Genomic DNA, 25129 nt, shown 5'->3' with positions numbered 1-25129 from the left:
GGGAACTGGTGGCGGGAGGCTCTCGCGATTCGCCGCCACCAGTTCCCCCTCGTGGATGTCAGGCGTTGTCGGCGAGTTCCAGCCAGCGTTCCTCGGCGGATTCCTTTTCGGCTTGGACCTGTTTGAGTTCGGTGCCGAGGGTGATGAGTTTGTCGGGGTCGGTGGCGGCTTCGGCGAGGGCGGTGTGGAGTTTCGCTTCGCGTTCGGCGAGCTTTTCGACGGTGCGCTCCAGCTTGGCGAGTTCCTTGCGGGCGGCGCGGTAGGCGGCCGAATCCGTCGCGGGGGCGGCGGTATTCGCGGGGGCGGCGGATTTGGCGGGGGCTTTGGGGGTGGTGCCGGGTTTGCCGCCCATGAGGGCGGCGCGGCGCTTGAGGTACTCCTCGATACCGCCGGGCAGGTTGGTGAGTTTGCCGTCGCCGAACAGGGCCCAGGTGGAGTCGCAGATGCGCTCGATGAGGTAGCGGTCGTGCGAGATGACCACCAGGGTGCCCGCCCAACCGTCCAGGAGGTCCTCCAACTGCTGGAGGGTGTCGATATCCAGGTCGTTGGTGGGCTCGTCGAGGAGCAGGACATTGGGTTCGCTCATGAGAATGCGGGTGAGCTGCAGGCGGCGGCGCTCACCGCCGGACAGGTCGCCCACCCGGGTGCGCTGTTTGGCGGGGGTGAAGCCGAGGCGCTCCGCGAGCTGACTGGCGCTGATCTCCTTGTCGCCGAGCATGGTTCGCATGGCGACATCCTGAACCGCTTCCAGGGCACGCATATCCAGCGGCAGATCGTCGAGTTCCTGGCGCAGCCAACCGATTCGGACGGTCTGGCCCTGAATACGCTTACCGGTCTTCAACGGCGCGTCACCGGCGAGTGCGCGCAACAGCGTGGTCTTGCCGGATCCGTTCACGCCGACCAGGCCGACCCGTTCGCCCGGCGCGAGCCGCCAGGTCAGATCGTGCACCAGTTCCCGGCCGTCCGGGGTGGCGAGGGTGGTGTCCTCGAGTTCGATCACCACGCGGCCCAGGCGTTTGCGGGCGAAGGAGGCCAGTTCGACGGTGTCGCGCGGCGGCGGCACATTGGCGATGAGCGCCTCGGCGGCCTCCACGCGGTAGCGCGGCTTGGAGGTGCGCGCCTGCGGGCCGCGCCGCAGCCAGGCCAGTTCCTTGCGGGCCAGGTTCTGCCGCCGTGCCTCGGTGGCATCGGCCTGGCGGGCCCGTTCGGCGCGGGCGAAGATCCAGTCGTTGTAGCCGCCCTCGTAGGTTTCGACCTTGCCGCCCACCACTTCCCAGGTGCGGGTGGCGACGGTGTCGAGGAACCAGCGATCGTGGGTCACGACCACGAGCGCGCTGCGCCGCGAGAGGAGATGTTCGGCCAGCCACTGCACGCCCTCGACGTCGAGGTGGTTGGTGGGCTCGTCGAGCACGAGCAGGTCGAGATCGCGGACCAGGGCGGCGGCGAGGGCGACGCGGCGACGCTCACCACCGGAGAGGTTGGTGACCTGGGCGTCCATGCCGAGATCGGCGATGCCGATGCCCTCGACCACGGAGCGGATGCGGGGATTGGCGGCCCATTCGTGCTCGGCGACACCGTCGGGCCCTCCCGTCGCCCGACCACCACCCCCCATCGAATCGCTGTGCGATGCCCAATCCATCTGGTCCTCGGCGAGCCCAGCCAGCACCACATCTCCGACAGTGGAGCCCTCGGGCAGCACGCCACGCTGGGTGACCACGGCCATGCGCAGGTGGTTCATGCGGCTGACCCGCCCGCTGTCGGGCTCCTCGAGTCCGGTCAACACCTCGAGCAGCGTGGTCTTGCCGCCGCCGTTGAGGCCCACAACCCCGATCCGCTCGCCGTCGTGGACACCGAGGGAGACGTCATCGAGCAGGGGCTTGATGCCGAAGCTCTTGTTGACCGATTCGAGGTTGATCAGATTCGCCATTTGTCCTTCTGGGTCGTGCCGACGGCGCATGCCGCATTGCCGTGAGCCAGCCTACCGAGCAGGCGCACTCCGATTCCGAGCCGCTCGATCTTCGCTCAGCCGCGCGCGGGCGCGTCGCCGATGACCCGGGCACCGGGCACCGGGCCGCTGGCGGTGCGCACGCTGCGGCACACCCCGGCACCCGAGAGTTCGGCGGCCACCGCGATGGCGGAGTCCTCGTTCTCGCAGAGGAAGGCGCAGGTGGGGCCCGATCCGGAGACGATTCCGGCGAGGGCTCCGGCCGAGACGCCCGCGCGCAGTGTCCGCCGCAGTTCGGGTTTCAGTGAGAGCGCGGCCGCCTGGAGGTCGTTGCCGAGCAGCGGTGCGAGCTGGCGCGGGTCGCCCGAGGCGAGGGCTTGCAGCAGGGCCTCCGGGCTGTCGAGGCGCGGCGGATCGCCGACCTCGCGCAGGCGGTCGAGTTCGCGGAAGACCGCCGGGGTGGACAGGCCGCCCTTGGCGAGTGCGAGCACCCAGTGAAAGCTGTTGCGGGACAATACCGGCAGCAGTTTCTCCCCGCGCCCGCGCCCCAGCGCCGTGCCGCCGTGCAGGGCGAAGGGCACATCGCTGCCGAGTTCGGCCCCGATCTCGAGCAGCTCCTCGCGACCGAGGCCCAGCTCCCACAGGTCGTTGAGCCCGATGAGGGCGGCGGCGCAGTCGGCGCTGCCGCCCGCCATACCGCCCGCCACCGGAATGCCCTTGGCGATGGAGATATCCACCAGCGGCGCACGACCGTCCAGATGGGCCAGCCGCACGGCCGCCTGCCACACCAGATTGGTGCGGTCGGTGGGCACTTCGGCCGCGCCCTCGCCGGTCACCTTCACCGACAGCGAACCGGACGGCGCGATCTTCACATCGTCGCTGAGCGAGAGTGCTTGGAAGACGGTGGTGAGGTCGTGGTACCCGTCATCGCGCAGATCGCCCACCCCGAGGTGCAGATTCACCTTCGACGGGGCGCGGACGACCACGGGACTGGGCACAACTGAGAGCACGCGCTAAGCCTAATGCGCGCACGCACCGCGCCACGACCATGTCGGCCCGCCCGGCGCCGGTGCGCTAGAGCAGCGCGCCGCCGGTGGCGTCGATCCACTGTCCGGTGACCCAGCGCGAATCCGCCGAGGCCAGGAAGCCCACCACATCGGCGATATCGCCCGGCTGCCCGACGCGACCCAGCGGCGACAGGGTCGAGACATGCGCCTGTGTCTCGTCATTGCGCAGCCAGGCGGCGTTCATATCGGTATCGACAATGCCGGGCGCGACGGCGTTCACCGTAATCCCGCGTGCGCCAACTTCTTTGGCGAGAACCGAGGTGAAGGAGTCGATGGCGGCCTTGGTCATGGTGTAGGCGATGAGTTCCGGCATGCGGAAGCCGTGCGTGAGCCCGGTGGAGATATTGACGATGCGACCGCCGTCGCGCAGCCGCTCCAGACCGAGGCGGGTGATGAAGAACGGGGCCTTGGCATTGACCGCGACAACACGGTCGAAGGACTCCTCGTCGGTACCCCCGATGGGTTCGCGGATGCCGTCGATTCCGGCATTGTTCACCAGGATGTCGAGCCCGTCGGCCTGTGCGTCGAACGCCTCCCACAGCGCCTGCGCATCGCCGGGCACACCCAGCGTGGTTTGGATCGCGAAGGCCGAGCCGCCCGCGGCTTCGATGGCGGCGACGGTCTCCTTCGCGGCGTCGGCATTGCCGTTGTAGTGCACGCCGACCCGTGCGCCATCGCGCCCGAGCCGTTCCGCGATGGCGCGTCCGATACCGCGGCTGCCGCCGGTCACCAGTGCCGTCTTGCCCGTCAGGTTGCCCATGTCGATCTCTTTCTCTAGCGATTGCTACAGAAGCACCGTAGCACATTAACTAGCGAACGCTATAGAATGTTTTCCATGGCCGCACCGTCGCGGGGACGCCCCCGCTCCTTCGATCGAGATGCCGCGCTGGACAAGGCGATTCGGCTGTTCTGGCGCAAGGGATACGAGGCCACCTCCACCCGCGACCTCACCGAGGAGCTGGGCATCGGCGCACCGAGTCTGTACGCGGCCTTCGGCGACAAACAGAGCTTGTTCACCGAGGCCGTCCAGTGCTTCGGCACGCGCTACGGCGGGTTCATGGCGCGGGTTTTCGGCGAAGCGGCGACGGCTCGGGCCGCGGCCGAACGACTGCTGCGGCTGGCGGCGGTCGAATACACCAAGGAAGGTCAGCCGCCGGGGTGCATGGTCATCAGCGCGGGCGTGAACACCACCAATACCGAGGTCGCGGACATGCTGCGGCAGCTGCGCAACAACAATGTCGGCATTCTCCAGGAGTGGATTCGCCGCGATATCGAGGCCGGAATCCTGCCCGCCGAGACCGATGCCGCGGGGTTGGCGCGCTACACCGCGGCCGTACTGCAAGGCATGTCACAGGGTGCGCGTGATGGCGCGAGCGCCGCTGAACTGGGAAAAGCCGCCGAGCTCGCCATCAGCGCCTGGCCCGAGGAGGTCACCGCCTGACAGACCGCCGGATTTCCTTCGGGCGCGCACTTGCGCCGGGTACCCGTGGGGGGTATGTTCATCGGTGTCGGGGATACCCCCACACCGTATGATGTACCGCGAACGAAGGAGACCGACATGGCCACCAGCACTTACACCGTCACCGGAATGACCTGCGGCCACTGCGTCGGGTCGGTCCAGAAGGAGATCGGCAAGATCGACGGTGTCACCAGTGTCGATGTCGATCTCGCCAGCGGACTGGTGAAGGTCGAGTCGGCCGCCCCGATCGCGGACTCCGCCGTCGTGGCCGCCGTCGACGAAGCGGGTTACCAGGTGGCGAGCTGAGATGAACGATCGACTCAAGTTCGCCGCGTTCGGCGGTGGACTGGTCGTGCTGTTCGGGGCCGCGCTCGGAATCGGAGCCCTCGTGGGCGATCCGAGCCCGGCCCCCGGGCCCGACACCAGTCAGACCGACGCGCTGGGATTGCTCGACACGGAATCCGGCTACACCCTGAGTGAGATCAGCGCGCCGACCGCCGCGAATCAGCCCGGCGCACTGAGTTTTCGGATCACCGGGCCGAACGGCACCGTCACCGCCTACGACAAAGAGCACGAAAAAGACCTACACCTGATCGTCGCCCGCACCGATACCAGCCAGTTCCGGCACGTACATCCGGTGCTGGGCGCGGACGGCACCTGGTCCATCGATTGGAAATGGAACGAGCCGGGCACCTACCGGGTGTTCACCGATTTCACGCCCACCGGCGGGCCGGGCGGGCTGACGCTGAGCCGGACCTTCGACGTCGCGGGCAATGCGGTGGACCGGCCGCTGCCGCCGCCGTCGCGGACCGCCGAGGTGGATGGTTACAAGGTCACCCTCGCCGGTGATCTGTCCACCGCCGGAAGCGAATTGACGTTCGACATCACCCGTGACGGGAAGCCGGTCACCGACTTGCAGCCGTATCTGGGGGCCTACGGGCATCTGGTGGCGCTGCGGGCCAGCGACCTGGCCTACCTGCACGTCCACCCGCAGGGTGAGGTGGGCAAGACGCCCGCCGGACCCGCCGTGGCCTTCCACGCGGAGGCTCCCAGCGGCGGCGAATACCGTCTCTACCTGGATTTCTCACACAACAACGCGGTGCACACCGCCGAATTCACCATTGCCGCAACCGCCCCCACCTCGGCCTCGCCGGGCGGGCACGGGACACACGGAGGAGGTCACTGATGAGCGCACCCGCCCCTGAGCGGTCCGTCGAACTCGAGATCGGTGGCATGACCTGCGCGTCCTGCGCCTCTCGAATCGAGAAGCGGCTCAACAAGATAGACGGCGTCACCGCCTCGGTGAACTACGCCACCGAAAAGGCCAAGGTCAGCTTCCCGGAGTCGCTGAGCGCCTCCGATCTGATCGAACAGGTCACCGAGGCCGGGTACACCGCCGCCGTGCACACGGTGGAGCCGGTGGAAACCGAAGCGCCCGAGGGCGATTCGACGCCGAGCGCCACCGCCGAGCTGCGGCATCGGCTGCTGGTGAGCCTGGCGCTGGCCGTGCCGATCGTCGCCATGGCCATGATCCCGGCCCTACAGTTCCGCAATTGGCAGTGGCTGTCGCTGACGCTGGCCGCGCCCATCGTGGTGTGGGGCGGCGCGCGGTTCCACCGGGCCGCCTGGACCAATGCCAAGCACGGCACGGCCACCATGGACACCCTCATCTCGCTGGGCACCTTCGCCGCCTTCGGGTGGTCGGTGTACGCGCTGTTCTTCGGCGATGCCGGGACACCCGGGATGAAACACCCGTTCACCCTTGCTATTTCGCGCGGTGATTCGACCTCGGCGCTGTACTTCGAGGTGGCCGCGGTGCTGATCGTGGCCATTCTGGCGGGCCGGTACTTCGAGACCAGGTCCAAGGAGAAGGCCGGGTCCGCGCTGCGGGCGCTGCTGGAAATGGGCGCCAAGGATGTGTCGGTGCTGCGCGGCGGCGTCGAAACCCGGATTCCCGTCGGCGATCTGCGGGTCGGCGAGGAGTTCCTGGTTCGGCCCGGCGAGAAGATCGCCACCGATGGCGTTGTGGTGAAGGGCAATTCGGCCCTCGATATGAGCATGCTGACCGGTGAGTCGGTGCCCGTCGAGGTCGGTCCCGGCGACGAGGTGGTCGGCGCGACCGTGAACGCGGGCGGCATGCTGACCGTGCGCGCCACCCGCATCGGCGCGGACACCCAGCTGGCGCAGATGGCGCGGCTGGTGGAGGACGCGCAGAACGGCAAGGCGCAGGTGCAGCGGCTGGCCGATCGGGTCTCCGGTGTCTTCGTCCCGATCGTCATCGCCATCTCCGTTGCGGCACTGGGCTTCTGGCTCGGCACCGGGGCGGCCGTGGCGACCGCGTTCGGCGCGGCGGTGGCGGTGCTCATCATCGCCTGCCCGTGCGCGCTGGGTCTGGCCACGCCGACCGCACTGCTGGTCGGTACGGGGCGCGGTGCGCAGCTGGGCATTCTGATCAAGGGTCCGCAGGTGCTGGAGTCGACCCGGCGCATCGACACCGTCGTGCTGGACAAGACCGGCACCGTGACCACCGGGAAAATGACTCTGGCGGAAGTGGTTCCGGCCGAGGGCGTGGACTCCGACGAGCTGCTCGCGGTGGCGGCGGCGGTCGAGCACGGCTCCGAGCATCCGGTCGCCAAGGCCGTGGTGGACGGGGCCAAGGGGACCGCACTGGAGCCCGTGGAGCAGTTCGTGTCGCACGGCGGCAAGGGTGTTCAGGGTCTGGTCGGCGAGCGCGCGGTGATCATCGGACGCACCGAACTGCTCGACGACTGGTCGGTCGCGCTGCCGGAACCCCTGGCAGCGGCCAAGTCTCAGGCCGAGCGGGCCGGACACACCGCCGTCGTGGTGGCCTGGGACGGCACCGCCCGCGGTGTCCTGGTCATCGCCGACGCGATCAAATCGACCAGCGCTGAAGCGATTTCTGACCTGAAGGCGCTCGGCCTCACCCCCGTCCTGCTGACCGGCGACAATGCCGCCGCCGCCCGCACCGTCGCGGACAAGGTCGGTATCGACGAGGTGATCGCCGAGGTCATGCCGAGCGACAAGCTCGATGTGGTCCGCAAGCTCCAGGATCAGGGCAAGGTCGTGGCGATGGTCGGCGACGGCGTCAACGACGCCGCCGCGCTCGCCCAAGCCGACCTCGGCCTCGCCATGGGCACCGGCACCGATGTGGCCATCGAAGCCAGTGACATCACCCTGGTCCGCGGCGATCTCCGGACAGTGGCGGCAGCCATCCGCCTCTCCCGAGCCACCCTGCGCACCATCAAAGGCAATCTCTTCTGGGCCTTCGGCTACAACGTCGCCGCCATCCCCCTGGCGGCAGCGGGCCTGCTGAACCCCATGCTCGCCGGAGCCGCCATGGCCCTGTCCAGCGTCTTCGTGGTGAGCAACAGCCTGCGACTGCGCCGCTTCCAGTAACGGAGAATTTGCTACACAACGGGTCGGTCGGTACCGTCGCCTGGTCGGCGACTACCGCCCGACCCGTTTCGCATACCTCCCCAACATCGCACCACCGGCCAGGGGGACCCGTGTCTTTCGAAGTGAATCCCGACGGTCTGCGCTTGGCGGCAGGCGCGCTCGCACTGCTCCCCAAGGAGATCGACGATGCCCCGCGCCTGGGCGCCGAGCCGGTCGCCAAGGCATTGCCCGGCTCCGCGGTCGGCGCGGCGCTCGGTACGGCGGACGCGGCCAGCCGCACCGCCAAGGACGTGTTGAAGGCGCGGTTCAATCACTTCTCGGCCCTCTTGGCGCTGAGCGCCAACCAGTACCACGGCACCGACGTGGACGCGGCCAACCGCATCGCCGCCGTCGCGAACCTCAACTCCGGCGATCCGCACGCCGGGAAATAGCCGATGCCGACCCCGAGCGAGGTTCTGAGCTGGAACGTCGACGGCCTCGCGACCGTCGGCGATGCCGCCACCAAAATCGCCGACGCGATTCTGAAGGCGTCGGACACCCTGTACACCGCGATTCACGACGGCCTGGACTGGAAAGGTGCGGCCGCGACTGCGGCCGAGACCAAGGCCGAGAACGAACGCACCCAAATGCGCGCCATCGTGACCGCCTACGACGATCTCGGCACCGCGACCAAGGGCGCGTTCAGCGAAATGGAACATCCCCTCGCGGAGATCAAGACGATCCTGCGCACCTACGTCGTGCCTCCGGTCGCCATCTCCGACGATTGGACCGTGACCGGCGTCGAGGATTGGGACTCCGAAGCCGGACTCGAACTCGAGCGCCTCTCCGGACTGCTGACGACCCTGCTCGCCGCCGACGCGAAGTGGGGACAGCAGATCGCCGACGCGGTCGGCGAGGTGCAGCGCATGGCCCCGGCCGCGGTCCTCGCCACAACCACCACCGAAATCCAGAAGATCAAGGCGCAGGACCCGAACGCGGTCGCGGACGCCATCGCGACCTCACCCGCATCCTTCTGGGCACCGGATATTCCCACGACAACCGCCAACGTGATTATCGGCTCGATGACCGACGTCACCAGGGACAAGCTCGACGGTGCGGCTCGCGCGGGCAACGACGGGGTCCTGAAGTGGGTTCAGAACTGGGGCGAGCGCACCCATAACACCAGTCGAATCGGCCCGGTCAAAATAACCAGTGGCCTCAGCCGCATGGGAATCATCGGAAACGCGATCGGTACCGTCCCGGCTATCGCCGATGACATCGATGGCGGGATGAGCCGGTCCGAAGCCATCGTCAGCGAGAGTGTCGGCACTGGCGTCGGTATGGCCGCAGGAGCGTTGTCCGGGGCGTACGCGGGAGCCGCTATCGGGTCGGTCTTCCCAGGCGCCGGTACGGCTGTCGGATTCGTGGTGGGTGCTGGCGTCGGTGCCGTGTTCTCACACTTCACTTCGAAAGGCATTCAACGGCTATGGGACTGACGAATCCTATGGGCTCGAAATCACCCTTTCCCACAATCGAATTCGCGCGCGTGGCAGACGCGAAGCCGTCGGTCGGCAGCAAGTTGTCCTTCGCGGGACTGGTGGCCGTGTTCATCGCGATCCCAGGCATGTGGGTTGCGATCCTCATCTCCGACGGCATCGGCAAGAGCCCGGTCGTGGTGGTCGGTGCGTGCGGTGTCATCGTTGGCAGCCTCGGACTCCTGCTGATGATCTGTCCGCCGAATCCATGGGGCCGCAAGCATTCCGCGCGGATTCGGCACCACCTCGATGCGACACACGGGTCGGGTATCTCCATCGGTGCCCGAGACATAATGCTGCCGATCGTTCTCGTGCTGGCGGGCGGCGCGGCATATGCGATCGCGGCCTGGGTGGGGTGGAAGCTTGGCGATGCAGGAGGGCTACTCCCCTTGTCGAAGACCAGCTCCGGTGGAGCGACATTCGTATTGATCGTGGGGCTGATCCTGGCAGGGGCTCTGATTCTCGTATTCATTGCTCGAATGCGAACTTCGTTGGAGCTGTACCCCGCCGGAATCCGTCGAATGATGGTCTACCCGGTACTGCGACGCCTACGAGAACAGTTCATCGAATGGGATGAAGTGGATTCGATCGAGCAAGGCGTACACCGCCAAAGCGGCTCCGGGGCGACGATCGAGCTGTCGTTGATCGACGTGCGACTGCTGAGTCCCCGAACCCCCGTGCAGCGCCGAGACTGGGACACGCCCGAGAAGGTGGCTCTACCGGCCTATCTGCTCGACTGCGATCCGCACAGGCTGCTCGCGATCATGCGGTTCCTGAAGGATCATCCCGAGCAGCGACACCTGCTCGCACGCCCCGATGCTCCGATCTGGTTCACCGCCGAGGAGAAGGCTTCGTGACGACACCGTCCGCTTCGTTGCCCAGTCTGGCCGAGAACTTGGCGGCGGCCGGGACCGCCGTCATTCCGGTGCACCCCGATTCCGTTGGGGCTCCGCGAGTTTCGATTCCGGTGCCGAACGGTTGGCGGGAGGTCGACCGGGGGGTCTTTCCCGGGGCCTACGGTGTCTGGGCGCTGCCGCCGGAGGAGAGTTTGGGGTGGGCCGACAATGCCGTGCTGTTGGTGGGGCGGCTCTCCGCGCCCGTGGATGCCGCCGGGCTGTTGCGGTCGGCGTTCGTCGATTCTCGGCGGATGCCGCAGTGGCGGGAGGTGAGCACCGATACCGGTGACTACCAAGGGTTTCCGTCCGCCACCATTACGGGCTACTACACCGTGGAGACGCTCACCCTCTGGGCCGACAACCGCTATGTGGTGGTGGGTGCAGGCGGTGACCAGTACCTCGTCCAGCTGACCGTCACGGCCCGCGCGGGCGAAGAGGGCAGCGAGACCGCGCTCATCACGGCGGGGCTCACCATCGCGACATCGGTCCCGACCGATTCCGGTGAGATGCCCTAGTGCCCGGTCGATCCACCGCGACGTCGGTCCCGACCGGTACCACCGAGATGCCCTAGAGCCCGGTCGATCCACCGCGACATGGATCGCGACCGGCTCTGCTGAAATGCCCAGGGACCGGTCGATCCATCGTGAGCGCCCGGCAGGCCCGGGCCGTCGGCGACCGCGGCGAGGGTGATCCCGGCCCGCGCGGGTGGCCGGGCGGGGCGTTCATGTTCCACATGGCAGACTCGCCTGCGTGACTACTCCTACCGGCCCCGATGAGCTGCTCAGCATTGTCGAATACCTGACCGCCACCGGTATCCAGGTCGCTCCGGTCGACCCCGAGACGCCCGGAGCCCCGAAGGTGTCGTTCCCGATTCCGGACGGCTGGCAGCAGTTGGACGCCGCCTCCTTCCCCGGAACCTCCGGCGTCTGGGCGACCGCTCCCGAGGACGGCTGGGCCGACAACGCCGTCCTCATGATCGCCCGCTTCTCCCAGCCGGTGGACCCCGCCACCCTGCTCGCCTGCGGTTTCACCGACGCCCGCCGCCTCCCGGAGTGGAACGAAATCGACACTCACACGGGCGATTTCGACGGCTTCCCGTCCTCCGCCGTCACCGGCACCTATGTCGTCACCCCGCTGACCCTGTGGGCGTACAACCGCTACATAGTCGTCGACACGGCCGACGACCAGTACCTCGTCCAACTCACGGTCACCGTCCGCACCGACCGCGATGGTGCGGCCGCGTCGGCGATCGTCGCCGGGTTGAGCGTCACGGTCTGAGGTTTCAGCGGTGGGCCGTTCGATCCTCGACAGGATCGGGCGGCCCGTTTCGTTTCGGTCAGCCCTGCTCGGCCAGGCGAACGAAGGCGGCGGTATCCAAGGTCTCGCCTCGGGCGGTGGGGGCGATTCCCGCTGCTAGCAGGCGCTTTTCGGCTTCGGCGGGGGAACCTGCCCAGCCTGCCAGGGCGGCGCGGAGGGTTTTGCGGCGTTGGGCGAAGGCGGCGTCTACTACGGCGTAGACGCGTTGGCGGAAGGCGGGGTCCTGGGGCCAGGGGGATTCGGTGAAGCGGTCTATGCGGACGAGGCCGGATTCGACTTGGGGGACGGGCCAGAAGATTTGGCGGCCTACGGTGCCGGAGCGGCGGACGGGGCCGAAGAAGCCCGCTTTGACGCTGGGGACGCCGTAGACGCGGCTGCCGGGTTCGGCGGCGAGGCGGTCGGCCACCTCCAGCTGGACCATGACCAAAGCGGTTCGGATGCTGGGGAATTCGGCCATCAACGTGAGCAGGACGGGGACGGCCACGTTGTACGGGAGGTTCGCGACCAGGGCCGTGGGGGCGGCCGGGAGGTCGGCGGCGGTGACCTTCATGGCGTCGGCGGGGACGACCGTGAGGCGGTCCTTCAACTCGGGCGCGCGGGCGGCGACGGTATCCGGCAGGGCGCGGGCCAGCACCGGGTCGATCTCCACCGCGATCACCCGATCGACCACATCCAGCAGCGCCAGGGTCAACGAGCCGAGCCCCGGGCCGACCTCGAGCACCACATCGTCGCGACCCACCCCGGCGGTGGTGACGATCCGCCGCATGGTGTTGGCATCGTGCACGAAGTTCTGACCGAGCTGCTTCGTCGGTCGCACCCCGAGCCGTTCGGCCAGCTCCCGCACCTCGGCGGGACCTAGAAGAGCGGCTCGACCACGGGCGACATCGGACTCGGACACGCCGCCAAACGTACCAACCAGGCGCGGGCAATCCGTGCGCGACCGCCTCGGGTCGTCAGCCACGTCACGAATTTCGACCGAGCCGCCACCCCGTCGTCACCCAGGACTCGCCGCCGGGCGCGGGCGATGGTGCCTCGGAAGGCACTGCGCGCCAGTCGAAATCACGGCTGGATTCGGGGACGCGGCAGGTCAGGAGCGGCGATTCAGGGCAGCGTCGGGGTGGACAGCACGCGGGCCGTGAAGGCGTCCATGGCCGCCCACATCTGGGGGTTGAGTTCGGTGTGGCCGCCGGTGCCGACCACCGTCGAGAAGTTCACGCCATTGGCCGCGAACTGTGCCGCCAGTGCGGCGTGCAGTGGGGAGGGCACCACCATGTCGGTGGCGTTGAGCAGCAGGAGGATCGGGGCGTCGTAGCCGGTGGTGGGGACGGTCATGTACTCGGCGACGGCGGCGCGGAAGCGGTCGTCGCCCAGGGGGCGGGCGAGCAGGTCGCCGACGGAGGCGCCGTCGACGGCTCGGATGATGCCGTCGAAGCATTCGGCACCGGCCTCGTCGAAGATCTGGCGGCCGAGCGGCGTCAGATAGCTGTCGAGATCGAGTTCCGGATGGGTGGCGCGGAGACCGACCAGCATGCTGACGACGAATCCGTCGATGGCATTGCCGTTCTCACCCGGAATCTCGGGCACGTACGGCCCGGCCAGCGGCACGAACTTCTCGACATCGGAGGCGGGGTCCACGGCGATCGTGCCGCGGAAATCGAGCTCCGGGACCAGCGCGGACTGGAGATTCGCGGTGCCGAGCGCGGCATGCCCACCTTGCGAGAATCCGGTGACCGCCCACGACCGCGACAGGTCGGAGCGCGCGGCCCGAGCCGCCTTCACCAGGTCGATGGTGGCCGTCGCCTCCGACCGCGTCTCCAGATACGGATGCGGCCCGGTGTCGAACGCGCCGAGCCCCAGATAGTCGGGCGCGACGACCGCGAAGCCCTTGTCCACGAAGTACCGGAGGATGGCGTCCTCCTTGGGACGGCTGAATCGGCTTGCGGCGCTTTGCCCGCCGCACCCGGGGCCGAGCCCGGAGGTGCCGTGGTCGTAGGCCATGATCGGCCACCCGCCCGCGGGCGCGGGCCCGTCGGGAACGATGAGCGCGCCACTGGCCTGGACCGGTTCTCCGTTGGAGCGAGTAGTCCAGTAGTCGATCGAGTAGCCCTTGCTGACCCCGCGCCACCCCTCGGGCTGGGCGGAGACGGTGATCGGAGTGCCTTCGGTCGTGGCCTGCGCCGGTCCCACGGGAGCCAACAGCAGCGCGCCCACCGTCATCGTGGCCGCGGCCAGGGCACGCGTCGATCCACCGAACACTCGCATCAATCCTCCATCGGGCCCGACCCATAGAACGATCTTGTGACCGGCAGAGCATATACAGCTGAACGTTTGTCCAACATGAGGGTTCTCTGGCAATTTGCCCGCGCCGACCACCCGACCGACCGTTGACCCTCACTGCAACTTGTTCTAATTTCGGGCGATGAACCGCAGATACGACGGCCGTCGCGTACTCGTCACCGGAGCGGGCTCCGGTATCGGACAGGGCATCGCCCTGCGACTACTCGCCGAAGGCGCGACCCTGGTCGCCGCCGATATCAATACCGCCGGGCTCACCTCCACCCTCGACGCCGCGCCCGCCGACCAGCGCGAGCGCCTGCGCACCGTGGAAGTGAATGTGGCGGACCAGGATTCGACCCGCGCCGCCGTGGCACAGGCCGTCGAATTCCTCGGCGGCCTCGATGTACTCGTGAACGCCGCGGGCATCATGCGCGCCGGACACCTGCACGAGATGTCCTTGGAGACCTGGAATCAGGTGATCGGCGTCAATCTCACCGGCACCTTCCTCATGATCCAGGCGGCGCTGCCGCAGCTGCTGGAATCCCAGCACGGCGTGATCGTGAACTTCTCCAGCACAAGCGCTTTCGGCGCGGCGCCCTATGTGGGCGCGTACGCCGCGTCCAAGGCGGGAGTCAACGCGCTCACCCACTCGCTCGCCCTCGAATACTCCAAACAGGGTCTGCGCGCGGTGAATATCGTGCCCGGCGCGATTCTCACCGGCATCACCTCCGGCTTCGAACTGCCCGCCGACGCGGACTGGAGCCTCATGGCCCGCCTGCCCGGCTGGCTCGAGGGCGGCGCGTTCGGCAAGCCGGAGGACATCGCGGGCGTGGTGGCCATGGTCGCCTCCGACGACGGCCGCTATATGACCGGCACCGAACTGCGCGTCGACGGCGGCGCGCTCATGTAGCGTCCGGCTCCCGCACCGGCCGAGAGTCGAATCAGCTCAAGCCCATTCGGCTGGTGCAGGAAGGCCAGGCGCCCCAGCCCTGCCGCTGCCGCGTCACCTCGGCGATGGCGATCTGCTCTTCCCGGGTGGCGAGGTCGGCGCGGGGCGCGTAGCGCAGCCCGCCCTGGCGCGCCCAGGTGCTCTCGTCGAACTGGATGCCGCCGTAGTAACCGTTGCCGGTATTGATGGCCCAGTTGCCGCCGGATTCGCACTTGGCCAACGCATCCCAGGTCGCGCCGTCGCGCACCGGCGGCACCTCGGTGCCCGGCTTCGCGCCCTTGCGGATGGTCTTCGGCTGCGCCGGGACGATGACATTCGAGTTGATCAGCTCGCGACCCGCCTCCTTGCCGTTCACGATGGTGACGGCGAAGGTCGCGTCGTGCACACCGGCGACGCCCGGATTCTCGACGATGGTGCGGCTCATATTGAGCTCGACGTCCTCGATGATGTTCTCCGGCGGATCCAACGGCACGCGCTCCGTGCGGTTCTCGACCACGCGCCGGGTGACCACGACCTTCATGCCGTCGGTGAGCGGAGTGTCGGCCGCCGGTTCCACGATGTCCTGGTTGGCCAGCGGACGACCCTGCACCTTCAGCAATTCACCCACGGTCGGCGCGGCCAGGCGCACCAGCGAGGGCGCGCCGCCGTTGTCGGAGAGCTCGAGGGTGCGCGGGCTGGTGACGAGCAGTTGCCCGCCTTCGAGGGGCAGCGGCGTGGGCCGGGCCGGGGAGGTGAACACATCGGTGGGCAGGCTCAGTTTGGTGAGCGCCTCGGCGACGGTGAGCGCGGTGGTCCACACGCGCTGCGGTTGACCGTCGACGATGAGCGAGATCTCGCGGGCGCGGTTGAGCGTGATGGTGTCGCCGTCGGAGACCGACGCACCGGCCGACGGGCTGACATCGTCCTTGTCGCCGATGGCGTATCCGGCCGCCTTGAGAGCGCCGCGCACATCGAGGTACATGGTGCTGGTGATCTGCTTCTGGCCGTCCACCACGACGGTCACCGTCTTGTGGTTGAGGATGGCCAGGCCCGCACCCACAACGAGCGTGACGAGCATCGCCGCGATAGCGCCGTACAGCAACGGCGAGCGCGACGAGTTGATCTTCGTCAGAGCGTTCATCGGAAATCCCGGCATGGTCACAGTACGATAACGAGAGTATTGAGAGCTGACAACCATAACGCGCGTACCGGGGCGTTTCACAATAACGAACCGATATCAACGCGCAGGTTGATCACGATCGCGCTCATCATAGTGAGACGCGACACATACCGCGAGTTGGGGACGACTTTGTGGGAACCCTTCGGGTCTTCCCGGGAAAGCCCTCGCCTTCCGCACGCCCGGAACGCGCCCGCGAGAAAGCGAGGACTTCACCAATTCCCGCAGAATCAATGCGGGGCAATTGCCGGATTCGCCGGGCTCAGATCCCGTAGATCCGCCGCGCGTTCGCGGTGGTGATCTTGGCCAGCTTCAGCGGATCCTGGTCGCGCACCTCCGCCAGCGCCCGCACGGTATACGGCAGGCAGTACGGCTCGTTCGGCGCTCCGCGGAACGGATGCGGCGTCAGGAACGGCGCATCGGTCTCGACCAGAATCTGCTCGTCCGGAACGAGCTTGGCCGCCTCCCGCAATTCATGAGCATTCTTGAAACTCACGGTTCCGGAGAAACTCAGGATGTAACCCTCTTCCACGCAGGCGATGGCCATATTGGCATCGGAGGAGAAGCAGTGGAAGATCACCGTCTCGGGCGCGCCCTCGTCCAGCAGGACGGCCAGCAAATCGTGGTCGGCCTCGCGGTTGTGAATCATGAGCGGCTTGTCGAGGCGCTTGGCGAGGTCGATGTGCCAGCGGAAACCCTCGACCTGCTCCTCGATCTCGGCGCAGCCGTCGAGTTTGCCGGGCCAGTAGTAGTCGAGCCCGGTCTCCCCCACCGCCACCACGCGCGGGTCCGCGGCCAACTTCTCCAGTTCGGCCTTGGCCGCGTCGTCGAGGGCGTTGGCGCGCGTCGGATGCAGCGCGACGGCCGCGAAGACCCGCCGATCCCAATTCGCCGCCTGCACCGCGAATCGCGCGGCCGCCAGGTCGTCGGCCACCGTGACCACCTGTCCGACGCCGACGGCCTCGGCCCGATCGACAATGGCGGCAACCGATTCCGCGTCGGCCGCACCGCAGGCGTCGAGATGGGTGTGCGCGTCCACCAGCGGGCGCAACGGTTCCGGCGGTTCGGGCGCGGGACGCGTCTTACTCATCGACACCACCGCTTACAGGGATATTGAGGCGAGCGACTGAGGGCACGCCGATTAGAGTAGACACACCATGAGCGCATCCGACCGCCCCGCCTTCTATGTCACCACGGCCATCGCGTACCCGAACGGCGCACCGCACATCGGACACGCCTACGAGTACATCTCGACCGATGCCCTGGCCCGCTTCAAGCGGCTCGACGGATTCGACGTGTTCTTCATGACCGGCACCGACGAGCACGGCCAGAAGGTGCAGCAGGCCGCGAAGGCCGCCGGGGTTCCGGAGCAGGACTACGCCGCCCGCAATTCGGACGTGTTCGAGCGCATGGACAAGGCCCTCGACATCTCCTTCGACCGGTTCATCCGCACCACCGACGAGGATCACCACGCCGCGTCCATCGCCATCTGGGAGCGCATGGCCGCCAATGGCGATATCTACCTCGACACCTACGCGGGCTGGTACTCGGTGCGCGACGAGGCCTTCTACACCGAGGAGGAGACCACCGTCCTCGACGACGGCACCCGCGTCTCCACCGACACCAAGACCCCGGTGGAGTGGACCGAGGAGTCGAACTACTTCTTCCGGCTCTCCAAGTACCAGGACAAGCTGCTCGAACTCTACGAGTCCACGCCGGAATTCATCGCGCCCGCGACCCGGCGCAACGAGATCGTCTCGTATGTGAAGGCCGGGCTGAAGGATCTGTCCATCTCCCGCACCACCTTCGACTGGGGTGTGCCGGTGCCGGGCGATCCGGCACACGTCATGTACGTGTGGGTGGACGCGCTCACCAACTACCTCACCGGCGCGGGCTTCCCGAATACCGATTCGGCGGCCTTCCAGAAGTTCTGGCCCGCCGATCTGCACATCATCGGCAAGGACATCACGCGCTTCCACACCGTGTACTGGCCCGCCTTCCTGATGTCGGCGGGCATCGAGTTGCCGAAACGCGTTTTCGTGCACGGGTTCCTGTACAACAAGGGCGAGAAGATGTCGAAGTCGGTCGGCAATGTGGTCGACCCGACCGAGCTGGTCGACACCTACGGCCTGGACGCGGTGCGGTTCTTCCTGCTGCGCGAGATCTCCTACGGGCAGGACGGCTCCTACAGCCACGAGGGTATCGTCGGCCGCATCAACTCCGATCTCGCCAACGAGTACGGCAATCTGGCGCAGCGCTGCCTGAAGATGGTGGCGCGTGACTTCGGCGGCGTCACACCGACTCCCGGCGAGTTCACCGCCGAGGACAAGGCGCTGCTGGAGCGGGCGGGCGGCCTGCTCGACAAGGTGCGCGCCGAATACGACCAGCAGCAGATCCATCTCGCGCTGGAGCAGCTGTGGCTCACCCTCGGTGAGACCAACCGCTACTTCTCCGCGCAGGCCCCGTGGACGCTGGCCAAGTCGGGCACGCCCGAGGATGTCGCCCGCGAGGGCACCATCCTCTACGTGACCATGGAGGTCGTGCGGATCGTGTCGATTCTGGTGCAGCCGGTGATTCCGGGTTCGGCGGACAAGATCCTCGACCTGCTGGGCCAGACCGGGCGCACCTTCGCCGATATCGCCACGCCGCTGGAGCCGGGCACCGCGCTGCCGGAGCCGCAGGTGGTGTTCCCGAAGTACGTGGAGCCCAAGGCGTAAGCGCGTTTCTCTCTCGATCGACGGTGCCGTCGCGGCCTCAGCCGCGGCGGCACCGTCCGTTCGTCAGGGCGTCACCCTGGTGACGGTGCCGAGGAAGCTGGTGGCGTAGAGCGCGCGGGAATCCCAACCCGGTCCGGAGCCGAATCGCACCGAGGTGATGAACGGAAGCCCTTCGGCGACAACGCACGTGCGGGAGTTGTCTGGATCGACGCGGACGATCTGCCCGGCGACGTTGAGCGCCACGTACACCGCGCCGTCCGGCCCCACGGTGAGGTCGTCGGCGGAGTTGAGTGGGCCGAGGCCGGGCACGGTGATCCGCCGGGGCGCGGCGTCCAGGTTGTCCACATCGATCACCGCGATCGTGGTGGTCGCCTCGAAAGTGGTTGATACGTAGAGCTTTCGACGCGCCGGGTCATAGGCGAGCCCATTGGTGGAGTTCAGTCCGGGTGCGAGGGTGCTGGTGCCGCCGTCCGGGGCGACCCGGGTGAGGGTGGTGGCCGAGCCGAGGTCACGGCTGACGACGAAGCCGCCGTCGGGCAGTTGCGCGAGGCCGTTCGGCATGCGCAGTCCCGAGGCGGCGGTGGTGACCGCACCGGTGTCGAGGTCCACCGCGAGAATGGAGCCGTCCGGGGTGTCGGCGAGCCCGCTGCGCATCGCATTGCCGGAGTTCACGTAGGCGGTGTCGCCGGAAACGACTATGCCGCCGGGAGATTCGACGCTGGCGGTCAGGGTGCGGGTGCCGTCGGCGGCGAGGCGCTGGAGCCCGCCGCCCGAGCCGGTCAGCGAACTCTCCGAGAGCAGCAGGCCGCCGCGCCCGTCGAAGGCCAGATTCTCCAGCGCGCCGAATCCGGAGGCCACGATCGATTTGCTCCACTGCCCGCAGCCGAGGGGCGCGGTATCGGCCGCCGCGGTTCCGGTTCCGGCGACTGTGAGAACGCCCAGTTGGATGGCGGCGATACCGCCGGTCAGCACTGCCCGAATTCGCATTCCCACACGGTAATCGTGCTGGCACCCAAAAACCACCGCCAGCTGTACAGCGAAAACCACTGTCGCCCAGACAGTTTGCCCGCCGCCTCGAGACTGGTACGGACCAGTTGTGGCCACCGTGCCGTTATAGAGGTCAGCGCGGTGAAGTCTCTCACAGCGAAACCATCAGTCCGATAATCGAGACCGGACATCTACCCCATCCGCGACGAGTAACCGCGCGTTGGCCGAACTCTCAGAGTTTTCACACAATCCGCAGCTCGTTCGCGCGAATCGACCGGTTGCCGGGGTGGTTCGTCTATCTGCAACCGACAGTAATACAAAACTCGATGGATCGACATGTCCCAGACAGTCGGCGGCCCTCCGAGCGGTCGCGACGCTAGTTACCGTCGGGTAGCCTCAATGCATCCCCGCTATCGAATGAATTGCTCCCCTACTTCCGAGGAGTTTCCGTGTCGCATTCTCGATTCGAGGCGATCGGCGCGTACCTACCGTCGAAACGCGTCACCACCGAAGAACTGATCTCCCAATTGAAAGGGACACCGGGCTTCGATCTCGAAAAAATCACGGGCGTAAAGGAGCGGCGGTTCCGTTCCACCGAGCCCGATAACGTCGAGGATTCCTTCGTCCTGGCAATGAATGCCGTGCAGGACTGTCTTTCCAGGTCACAGTATGGTGCATCGGATCTGGACGTGATCATCTCCACCTCGATCACGCGGTCCAAGGATGGCACCAAGATGTATATGGAGCCGTCGTTCGCGGGCGCTATCGGCCGCGCTATCGGGGCTCGCGACGATGTGATCACATTCGATCTGTCGAATGCGTGCGCGGGAATGCTGACCGGTACCTACATTCTCGATCGAATGATTCGTTCGGGCGTGGTTCGGCGTGGAATCGTCGTCAGTGGCGAGGCCATCACACCTATTGCGGAAACCGCCGTCGAGGAGATTTCCGAGAAATACGATCCGCAATTCGCGTCCCTCACCGTCGGTGATTCCGGCGCGGCCGTCGTGCTCGACGAAGCGGTGGACGACAACGACAAGATCCACTACATCGAGCTGACCACCGCCTCGGAGTTCTCGCACCTGTGCCTGGGCATGCCGAGCGACAAGTCCCAGGGTGTGGCGCTCTACACCGACAACCGGAAGATGCACAACGAGTCGCGCTTCCTGCTGTGGACCGACACCCAAGGCAACTACCTGGAGAAGCAGGGCAACAATTTCGCCGCCGAGGGCTTCGACTACATGATCCACCACCAGTTCGGCGCGGGCGCGATTCCGTTCATGAACGCCATTGCCGAGCGGGAATTCGGCAGCCCGATGCCGCCGGATCTGAACGTCATCCAGAAGTACGGAAACACCTCCAGCACTTCGCATTTCATCGTGTTGCACGACCATCTCAGCCAGCAAGCGATTCCGGCCGGATCCAAGATCCTCATGGTCCCGGCCGCCTCCGGTGTGGTCGCCGGATTCCTGTCCACCACGATTTCGTCTCTGAAGGTCTGACATGGGCGTGCGCATCAAATCCACCGGAACCAGCCGGGATACCTCCGATACCTTCAGCGTCGTGGAGCACAGCGCCCGCGCCGCGAAGCAGGCCATGGAGCGGGCGGGCGTGCGACCCGAACAGGTTGGCGTGCTGATCAATACGGGCATCTTCCGCGATTCCAACACCGTGGAACCGGCCGTGTCGGCGCTGATCCAGAAGGCCGCCGGAATCGGATTGGACTACACCAAGGACGATCCGCGCTCGTTCTCCTTCGACCTCATGAACGGCGCGGTCGGCGTGCTCAATGGCGTGCAGGTGGCCCAGTCGGTGCTGGCTACCGGCAGCGCCGACCATGTGCTGCTGGTCTCGGGTGACACCCACCCGTCGCTGACGCGCGGCGCCGCCGACGACGAATTCCCCTATGCCACTTCGGGTGCCGCGCTGCTGCTGGAGTCGACCGGCGAGCCGGAGGGCTTCGGCCGGGTGCACACCGTGCAGGGTGCGGGTACGCCCGCCGTCGAGTCGTATGTCGATGTGGCCACCATGGGCACCGCGGGCCGCGGGCTCATGACCGTGCACCGCGAGGCCGATGCCGAGGACCGGCTGCTCGAGGTCGCCGGGCGGGCGGCGCGGGCGGCGCTCGACGAGGCCGTCGCATTCGATGCCGCCACAACGGTATTGATCGCTTCGACGCCGAGCCCGGAGTTCCCGGCCCGGCTGGCGGCCGAGCTGGGGATCGCCGAGGTGCGCACCCCCGATCTGTCCCAAGGTGATCCGCACACCGCCGCCCTGTCGCTGGCCTATGACGCTGCGGCACAGGATGATTCGCTGCGCGGATTCACCCAGGTGCTGTTCGTCGCCGCCGGTGCCGGTCCGTCGGCCGCGGCGGTGCTGTACCGGTTGCCCGCCCTCGTCGGAGCTTCCGCGTGACCGCAGGAACGTATTGGAAGGCCATCGACCGCTTTCGGGCGGTCGTGGCCGACCAGCCGGACCGGGAGGCGGTGATCTACCCGGACGGCAAGACCGCGGCCGGGCTGCCCGACTACCGGACGTTGAGCTACCGCGGGCTGGATGCCTGGTCCGACGCCATTGCCGAGCGGCTCTCCGCCGCCGGTGTCGGGCGGGGCACCCGCACCATCGTGCTGGTACTGCCCAGCCCGGAGCTCTACGCGATCATGTTGGGGCTGTTGAAGATCGGCGCGGTGCCGGTGGCCATCGACCCGGGTATGGGGCTGCGCAAAATGCTGCGCTGTCTGCGGGCCGCCGACGCCGAGGCGTTCATCGGAATTCCGCCCGCCCATGCCGCGCGGGTGCTGTTCCGGCGCTACTTCCGCGGTGTGCGGGTGACCGTGACCGTCGGCAAGCGTTGGTTCTGGGGAGGACCCACGCTGGCCAGCTGGGGTAGGACGCCCTCCGGGAAGCTGCCCGCGCGCGAACCCGCACCGGATGACGAGCTGCTGCTCATCGCCTACACCACCGGCAGCACCGGTCCGGCCAAGGCCGTGGAGATGACGCACGGGAACCTCTCCGCCATGGTGTCGCAGGTGGATGCCGCGCGCGGCCATGTGCCGCCGGACACCTCGCTCATCACGCTGCCGCTGGTCGGCATTCTCGATATGCTGCTCGGCTCGCGATGCGTACTGCCGCCGCTGATTCCGAGCCGGGTCGGATCCACCGATCCGGCGCATGTGGTGGATGCCGTCAACCGGTTCGGCGTGAAGACCATGTTCGCCTCGCCCGCCGTCTTGATTCCGCTGCTACGGCATCTGGAGACGACCGGCGCGAAAGTGCCTACGCTGCACAGCATCTACTCCGGTGGCGCACCGGTGCCGAACTGGTGTATCGCCGGATTGCGCGAGGTGTTGGAGCCGGACGCCGAGATTCACGCCGGATACGGGTCCACCGAGGCGCTGCCCATGTCGACCATCGAATCGCGGGAGCTGTTCAGCGGATTGGTGGAGCGGGCCCAGCGCGGGGAAGGTACCTGTATCGGTCGGCCGAGCGAGGGCGTGCGCGCCCGGGTGGTGGCCATTACCGACGACCCGATTCCGACGTGGGCGCAGGCCGAGGAGCTGGCCTCGGAGTTGTACTCCACCAATGGAATCGGCGAGCTGGTGGTGTCCGGGCCGAATGTGAGCACCCGGTACTACTGGCCGCGCGAGGCCAATGTCGCGGGCAAGATCGCCGACGGCGAGGTGATCTGGCATCGCACCGGCGATCTGGCCTGGATCGATGCCGAGGGGAGAATCTGGTTCTGCGGCCGCAAGAGTCAGCGCGTGCACACCGCCGACGGGCCCATGTTCAGCGTGCAGGTGGAGCAGGTTTTCAATATCGTGCCGGGCGTGGCTCGTACCGCGCTGGTCGGCGTCGGTCCGCGCGGCAATCAGCAGCCGGTGCTGTGCGTGGAGGCGGACCAGGGCGCGAATGTCGACGCGATCTCGGTGGCGTTGCGGCAGCGGGCGGCCGAATTCGAGGTCACCGCCAAGGTTTCGCGATTCCTGTTCCATCCGAAGTTCCCGGTGGATATTCGGCACAATGCCAAGATCGGTCGGGAGCAGTTGGCGGAGTGGGCCGAGCGGCAACTAGGGACGGAGAAGCGATGAAAGTGCTGGCGCTGCGGGCGATTCCGGTACTGGGCTGGCTGTACGTCGCGGCGGGGTTGTTCGCCGCCCTGACCGGTCGTGCCCCCGCCAACAGGCTGCTGCGGGCGGTCTGGTGGATCGATGTGTTCCTGAGCGTGGTCGTGCACGCGGCCCAGATTCCGGCCGCCCTGCGCGCGGCCGAGGGCAGTGGGAAGTCCCCGGTGGAGACGGCCGTGCTGACCCAGATCTTCGGACTCACCTGGTGGAAGACGCAGGAGGCGGCATGAAAGCGCTCGTGACGGGTGCGTCCGGGTTCCTGGGTGGAGCGATCGTGCGTCGGCTGGTCGCCGATGGCGTCTACGACGTGGCGATTCTGGCGCGGCCCACCAGCAATCTCGGTGATCTCGAGGGGGTGCTCGATCGGGTCGAGGTGATCACCGGCGACCTCACCGACGCGGGCTCGCTGGACAAGGCCACCGAGGGCGTGGATGTGGTGTTCCACAGTGCCGCCCGGGTGGACGAGCGTGGCACCCGGGAACAGTTCTGGGCCGAGAACGTCAATGCCACAACCCATTTGCTGGCTGCCGCTCGGCGCAACGGGGCCTCGCGATTCGTCTTCATCTCCAGCCCCAGCGCGCTCATGGATCGCGATGGCGGCGATCAGGTGAATGTCGACGAGTCGCTGCCGTATCCGAGCCGGTACCTGAACCTCTACTCCGAGACCAAGGCGGCCGCGGAACGCGCTGTGCTGTCGGCGAATTCGGAGGGCTTCACCACCTGTGCGCTGCGCCCGCGCGCCATCTGGGGCGCGGGTGACCGCAGCGGGCCGATCGTGCGGCTGCTCGGCAAGGCCGCGGACGGTTCGCTGCCGGATCTGTCGTACGGCAAGCAGGTGTACGCCTCGCTGTGCCATGTCGACAATATCGTGGACGCCGCGGTCAAGGCCGCCTCCTCCGACAAGGTCGGCGGCAAGGCGTACTTCGTGGCCGACGCGGAGCGCACCGATGTGTGGGGCTTCCTCGGTGAGGTCGCCGGGCAGCTCGGATATGCCAAGCCCACGCGTCAGCCGAATCAGCGGGTGCTGAACGCCGTGGTGTCGGTGATCGAAACCATCTGGCGCATACCGGCTGTGGCCACCCGCTGGTCGCCGCCGTTGTCGCGCTACGTGGTGGCGTTGATGACCCGCACGGCCACCTACGACACCTCGGCCGCCGCCCGCGATTTCGGCTACGTGCCGGTGGTGGATCGCGCGACCGGACTGCACGAACTCCTGGCCTGGCTCGAAACCCAGGGCGGCGTCGAGGAATTGACCAAGAACATTCGGTGACCGTCTCGTCGGTGACCGCGCAGCAGAGGCGAGC

Annotated in this window: 24 protein-coding genes; 16 read left to right on the top strand and 8 right to left on the bottom strand. The window is 67.4% G+C overall.

Annotation, left to right across the window (positions count from 1 at the left end):
• Window positions 1-58: 58 nt before the first annotated feature.
• The 3 genes from ACIBH2_RS15910 to ACIBH2_RS15900 form a co-directional block, all read right to left on the bottom strand.
• A complete protein-coding gene (locus ACIBH2_RS15910) occupies window positions 59-1927 on the bottom strand; it encodes an ABC-F family ATP-binding cassette domain-containing protein (protein ID WP_397117955.1) in 1869 nt (622 codons plus the stop codon).
• Between the two features lie 95 nt (window positions 1928-2022).
• Window positions 2023-2955: a 4-(cytidine 5'-diphospho)-2-C-methyl-D-erythritol kinase gene (locus ACIBH2_RS15905; RefSeq protein ID WP_397117953.1), complete on the bottom strand. Its 933-nt coding sequence runs from the start codon at window positions 2953-2955 to the stop codon at window positions 2023-2025.
• 64 nt (window positions 2956-3019) lie between these two features.
• On the bottom strand, window positions 3020-3772 hold the full coding sequence (locus tag ACIBH2_RS15900) for an SDR family oxidoreductase (protein WP_397117951.1): 753 nt from the start codon (window positions 3770-3772) through the stop codon (window positions 3020-3022).
• A 75-nt stretch (window positions 3773-3847) separates the two neighbouring features.
• Between ACIBH2_RS15900 and ACIBH2_RS15895 the strand changes: the two genes are divergently transcribed.
• The 9 genes from ACIBH2_RS15895 to ACIBH2_RS15855 all read left to right on the top strand — a co-directional run bounded on the left by ACIBH2_RS15895 (window position 3848) and on the right by ACIBH2_RS15855 (window position 11576).
• Window positions 3848-4453, top strand: coding sequence for a TetR/AcrR family transcriptional regulator (locus ACIBH2_RS15895; protein WP_397117949.1), 606 nt, complete (start codon window positions 3848-3850; stop codon window positions 4451-4453).
• A gap of 117 nt (window positions 4454-4570) precedes the next feature.
• On the top strand, window positions 4571-4777 hold the full coding sequence (locus ACIBH2_RS15890; RefSeq protein ID WP_397117947.1) for a heavy-metal-associated domain-containing protein: 207 nt from the start codon (window positions 4571-4573) through the stop codon (window positions 4775-4777).
• A 1-nt stretch (window position 4778) separates the two neighbouring features.
• Window positions 4779-5657 (top strand): hypothetical protein, encoded by an 879-nt coding sequence (locus ACIBH2_RS15885; protein ID WP_397117945.1) that lies wholly within the window; start codon window positions 4779-4781, stop codon window positions 5655-5657.
• Window positions 5657-7888, top strand: coding sequence for a heavy metal translocating P-type ATPase (locus tag ACIBH2_RS15880; RefSeq protein ID WP_397117943.1), 2232 nt, complete (start codon window positions 5657-5659; stop codon window positions 7886-7888). Before ACIBH2_RS15885 ends, ACIBH2_RS15880 begins: the two co-directional genes overlap by 1 nt.
• Before the next feature lie 110 nt (window positions 7889-7998).
• Complete coding sequence (locus ACIBH2_RS15875; protein WP_397117941.1) at window positions 7999-8319, top strand: hypothetical protein; 321 nt, start codon at window positions 7999-8001, stop codon at window positions 8317-8319.
• Between the two features lie 3 nt (window positions 8320-8322).
• Window positions 8323-9363 carry a hypothetical protein gene (locus ACIBH2_RS15870; RefSeq protein WP_397117939.1) on the top strand — a complete coding sequence of 347 codons (1041 nt, stop codon included), beginning with the start codon at window positions 8323-8325 and terminating at the stop codon, window positions 9361-9363.
• Entirely contained in the window at window positions 9354-10259 is a 906-nt protein-coding gene (locus ACIBH2_RS15865) for a hypothetical protein (protein ID WP_397117937.1), read from the top strand. Before ACIBH2_RS15870 ends, ACIBH2_RS15865 begins: the two co-directional genes overlap by 10 nt.
• Entirely contained in the window at window positions 10256-10813 is a 558-nt protein-coding gene (locus tag ACIBH2_RS15860) for an LpqN/LpqT family lipoprotein (protein WP_397117935.1), read from the top strand. Before ACIBH2_RS15865 ends, ACIBH2_RS15860 begins: the two co-directional genes overlap by 4 nt.
• Window positions 10814-11048: 235 nt before the next feature.
• On the top strand, window positions 11049-11576 hold the full coding sequence (locus tag ACIBH2_RS15855) for an LpqN/LpqT family lipoprotein (protein ID WP_397117934.1): 528 nt from the start codon (window positions 11049-11051) through the stop codon (window positions 11574-11576).
• Window positions 11577-11634: 58 nt separating this feature from the next.
• On the opposite strand, the gene rsmA is transcribed toward ACIBH2_RS15855, so the two are convergent.
• Entirely contained in the window at window positions 11635-12513 is an 879-nt protein-coding gene (rsmA, locus tag ACIBH2_RS15850; RefSeq protein ID WP_397117933.1) for a 16S rRNA (adenine(1518)-N(6)/adenine(1519)-N(6))-dimethyltransferase RsmA, read from the bottom strand.
• Window positions 12514-12716: 203 nt separating this feature from the next.
• Complete coding sequence (locus tag ACIBH2_RS15845; RefSeq protein WP_397117931.1) at window positions 12717-13877, bottom strand: lipase family protein; 1161 nt, start codon at window positions 13875-13877, stop codon at window positions 12717-12719.
• 157 nt (window positions 13878-14034) lie between these two features.
• Here ACIBH2_RS15845 and ACIBH2_RS15840 point away from each other — a divergent pair, with 157 nt between their 5' ends.
• Window positions 14035-14802 (top strand): SDR family NAD(P)-dependent oxidoreductase, encoded by a 768-nt coding sequence (locus ACIBH2_RS15840; protein WP_397117929.1) that lies wholly within the window; start codon window positions 14035-14037, stop codon window positions 14800-14802.
• A 31-nt stretch (window positions 14803-14833) separates the two neighbouring features.
• On the opposite strand, the gene ACIBH2_RS15835 is transcribed toward ACIBH2_RS15840, so the two are convergent.
• Entirely contained in the window at window positions 14834-15961 is a 1128-nt protein-coding gene (locus ACIBH2_RS15835; RefSeq protein ID WP_397117927.1) for a transglycosylase family protein, read from the bottom strand.
• Between the two features lie 298 nt (window positions 15962-16259).
• Entirely contained in the window at window positions 16260-17087 is an 828-nt protein-coding gene (locus ACIBH2_RS15830; RefSeq protein WP_397117925.1) for a TatD family hydrolase, read from the bottom strand.
• 67 nt (window positions 17088-17154) lie between these two features.
• Here ACIBH2_RS15830 and metG point away from each other — a divergent pair, with 67 nt between their 5' ends.
• Window positions 17155-18714: a methionine--tRNA ligase gene (gene metG / locus ACIBH2_RS15825; RefSeq protein WP_397117923.1), complete on the top strand. Its 1560-nt coding sequence runs from the start codon at window positions 17155-17157 to the stop codon at window positions 18712-18714.
• 63 nt (window positions 18715-18777) lie between these two features.
• On the opposite strand, the gene ACIBH2_RS15820 is transcribed toward metG, so the two are convergent.
• Window positions 18778-19701 carry an SMP-30/gluconolactonase/LRE family protein gene (locus ACIBH2_RS15820; protein ID WP_397117921.1) on the bottom strand — a complete coding sequence of 308 codons (924 nt, stop codon included), beginning with the start codon at window positions 19699-19701 and terminating at the stop codon, window positions 18778-18780.
• A 689-nt stretch (window positions 19702-20390) separates the two neighbouring features.
• On the opposite strand from ACIBH2_RS15820, the gene ACIBH2_RS15815 reads away from it, so the two are divergent.
• From ACIBH2_RS15815 to ACIBH2_RS15795, 5 genes are read left to right on the top strand one after another with little or no spacing between them, the layout of a single operon-like run.
• Window positions 20391-21203: a 3-oxoacyl-ACP synthase III family protein gene (locus ACIBH2_RS15815; RefSeq protein ID WP_397117919.1), complete on the top strand. Its 813-nt coding sequence runs from the start codon at window positions 20391-20393 to the stop codon at window positions 21201-21203.
• A 1-nt stretch (window position 21204) separates the two neighbouring features.
• Entirely contained in the window at window positions 21205-22116 is a 912-nt protein-coding gene (locus ACIBH2_RS15810) for a hypothetical protein (protein WP_397117917.1), read from the top strand.
• On the top strand, window positions 22113-23789 hold the full coding sequence (locus ACIBH2_RS15805; RefSeq protein WP_397117915.1) for a fatty acid CoA ligase family protein: 1677 nt from the start codon (window positions 22113-22115) through the stop codon (window positions 23787-23789). Before ACIBH2_RS15810 ends, ACIBH2_RS15805 begins: the two co-directional genes overlap by 4 nt.
• Window positions 23786-24055, top strand: a complete 270-nt coding sequence (locus ACIBH2_RS15800; protein ID WP_397117913.1) for a hypothetical protein — start codon at window positions 23786-23788, stop codon at window positions 24053-24055. Before ACIBH2_RS15805 ends, ACIBH2_RS15800 begins: the two co-directional genes overlap by 4 nt.
• The gene (locus ACIBH2_RS15795; protein ID WP_397117911.1) at window positions 24052-25095 is read left to right on the top strand and encodes an NAD-dependent epimerase/dehydratase family protein; all 1044 of its coding nucleotides are present in this window, start codon (window positions 24052-24054) and stop codon (window positions 25093-25095) included. Before ACIBH2_RS15800 ends, ACIBH2_RS15795 begins: the two co-directional genes overlap by 4 nt.
• Window positions 25096-25129: the final 34 nt, after the last annotated feature.

It is taken from the genome of Nocardia sp. NPDC050406, from assembly GCF_044459025.1.
Lineage (GTDB): Bacteria > Actinomycetota > Actinomycetes > Mycobacteriales > Mycobacteriaceae > Nocardia.
The sequence above is the reverse complement of the archived record's forward strand: the minus strand, read 5'-3'. Positions and strand labels throughout refer to the sequence as shown.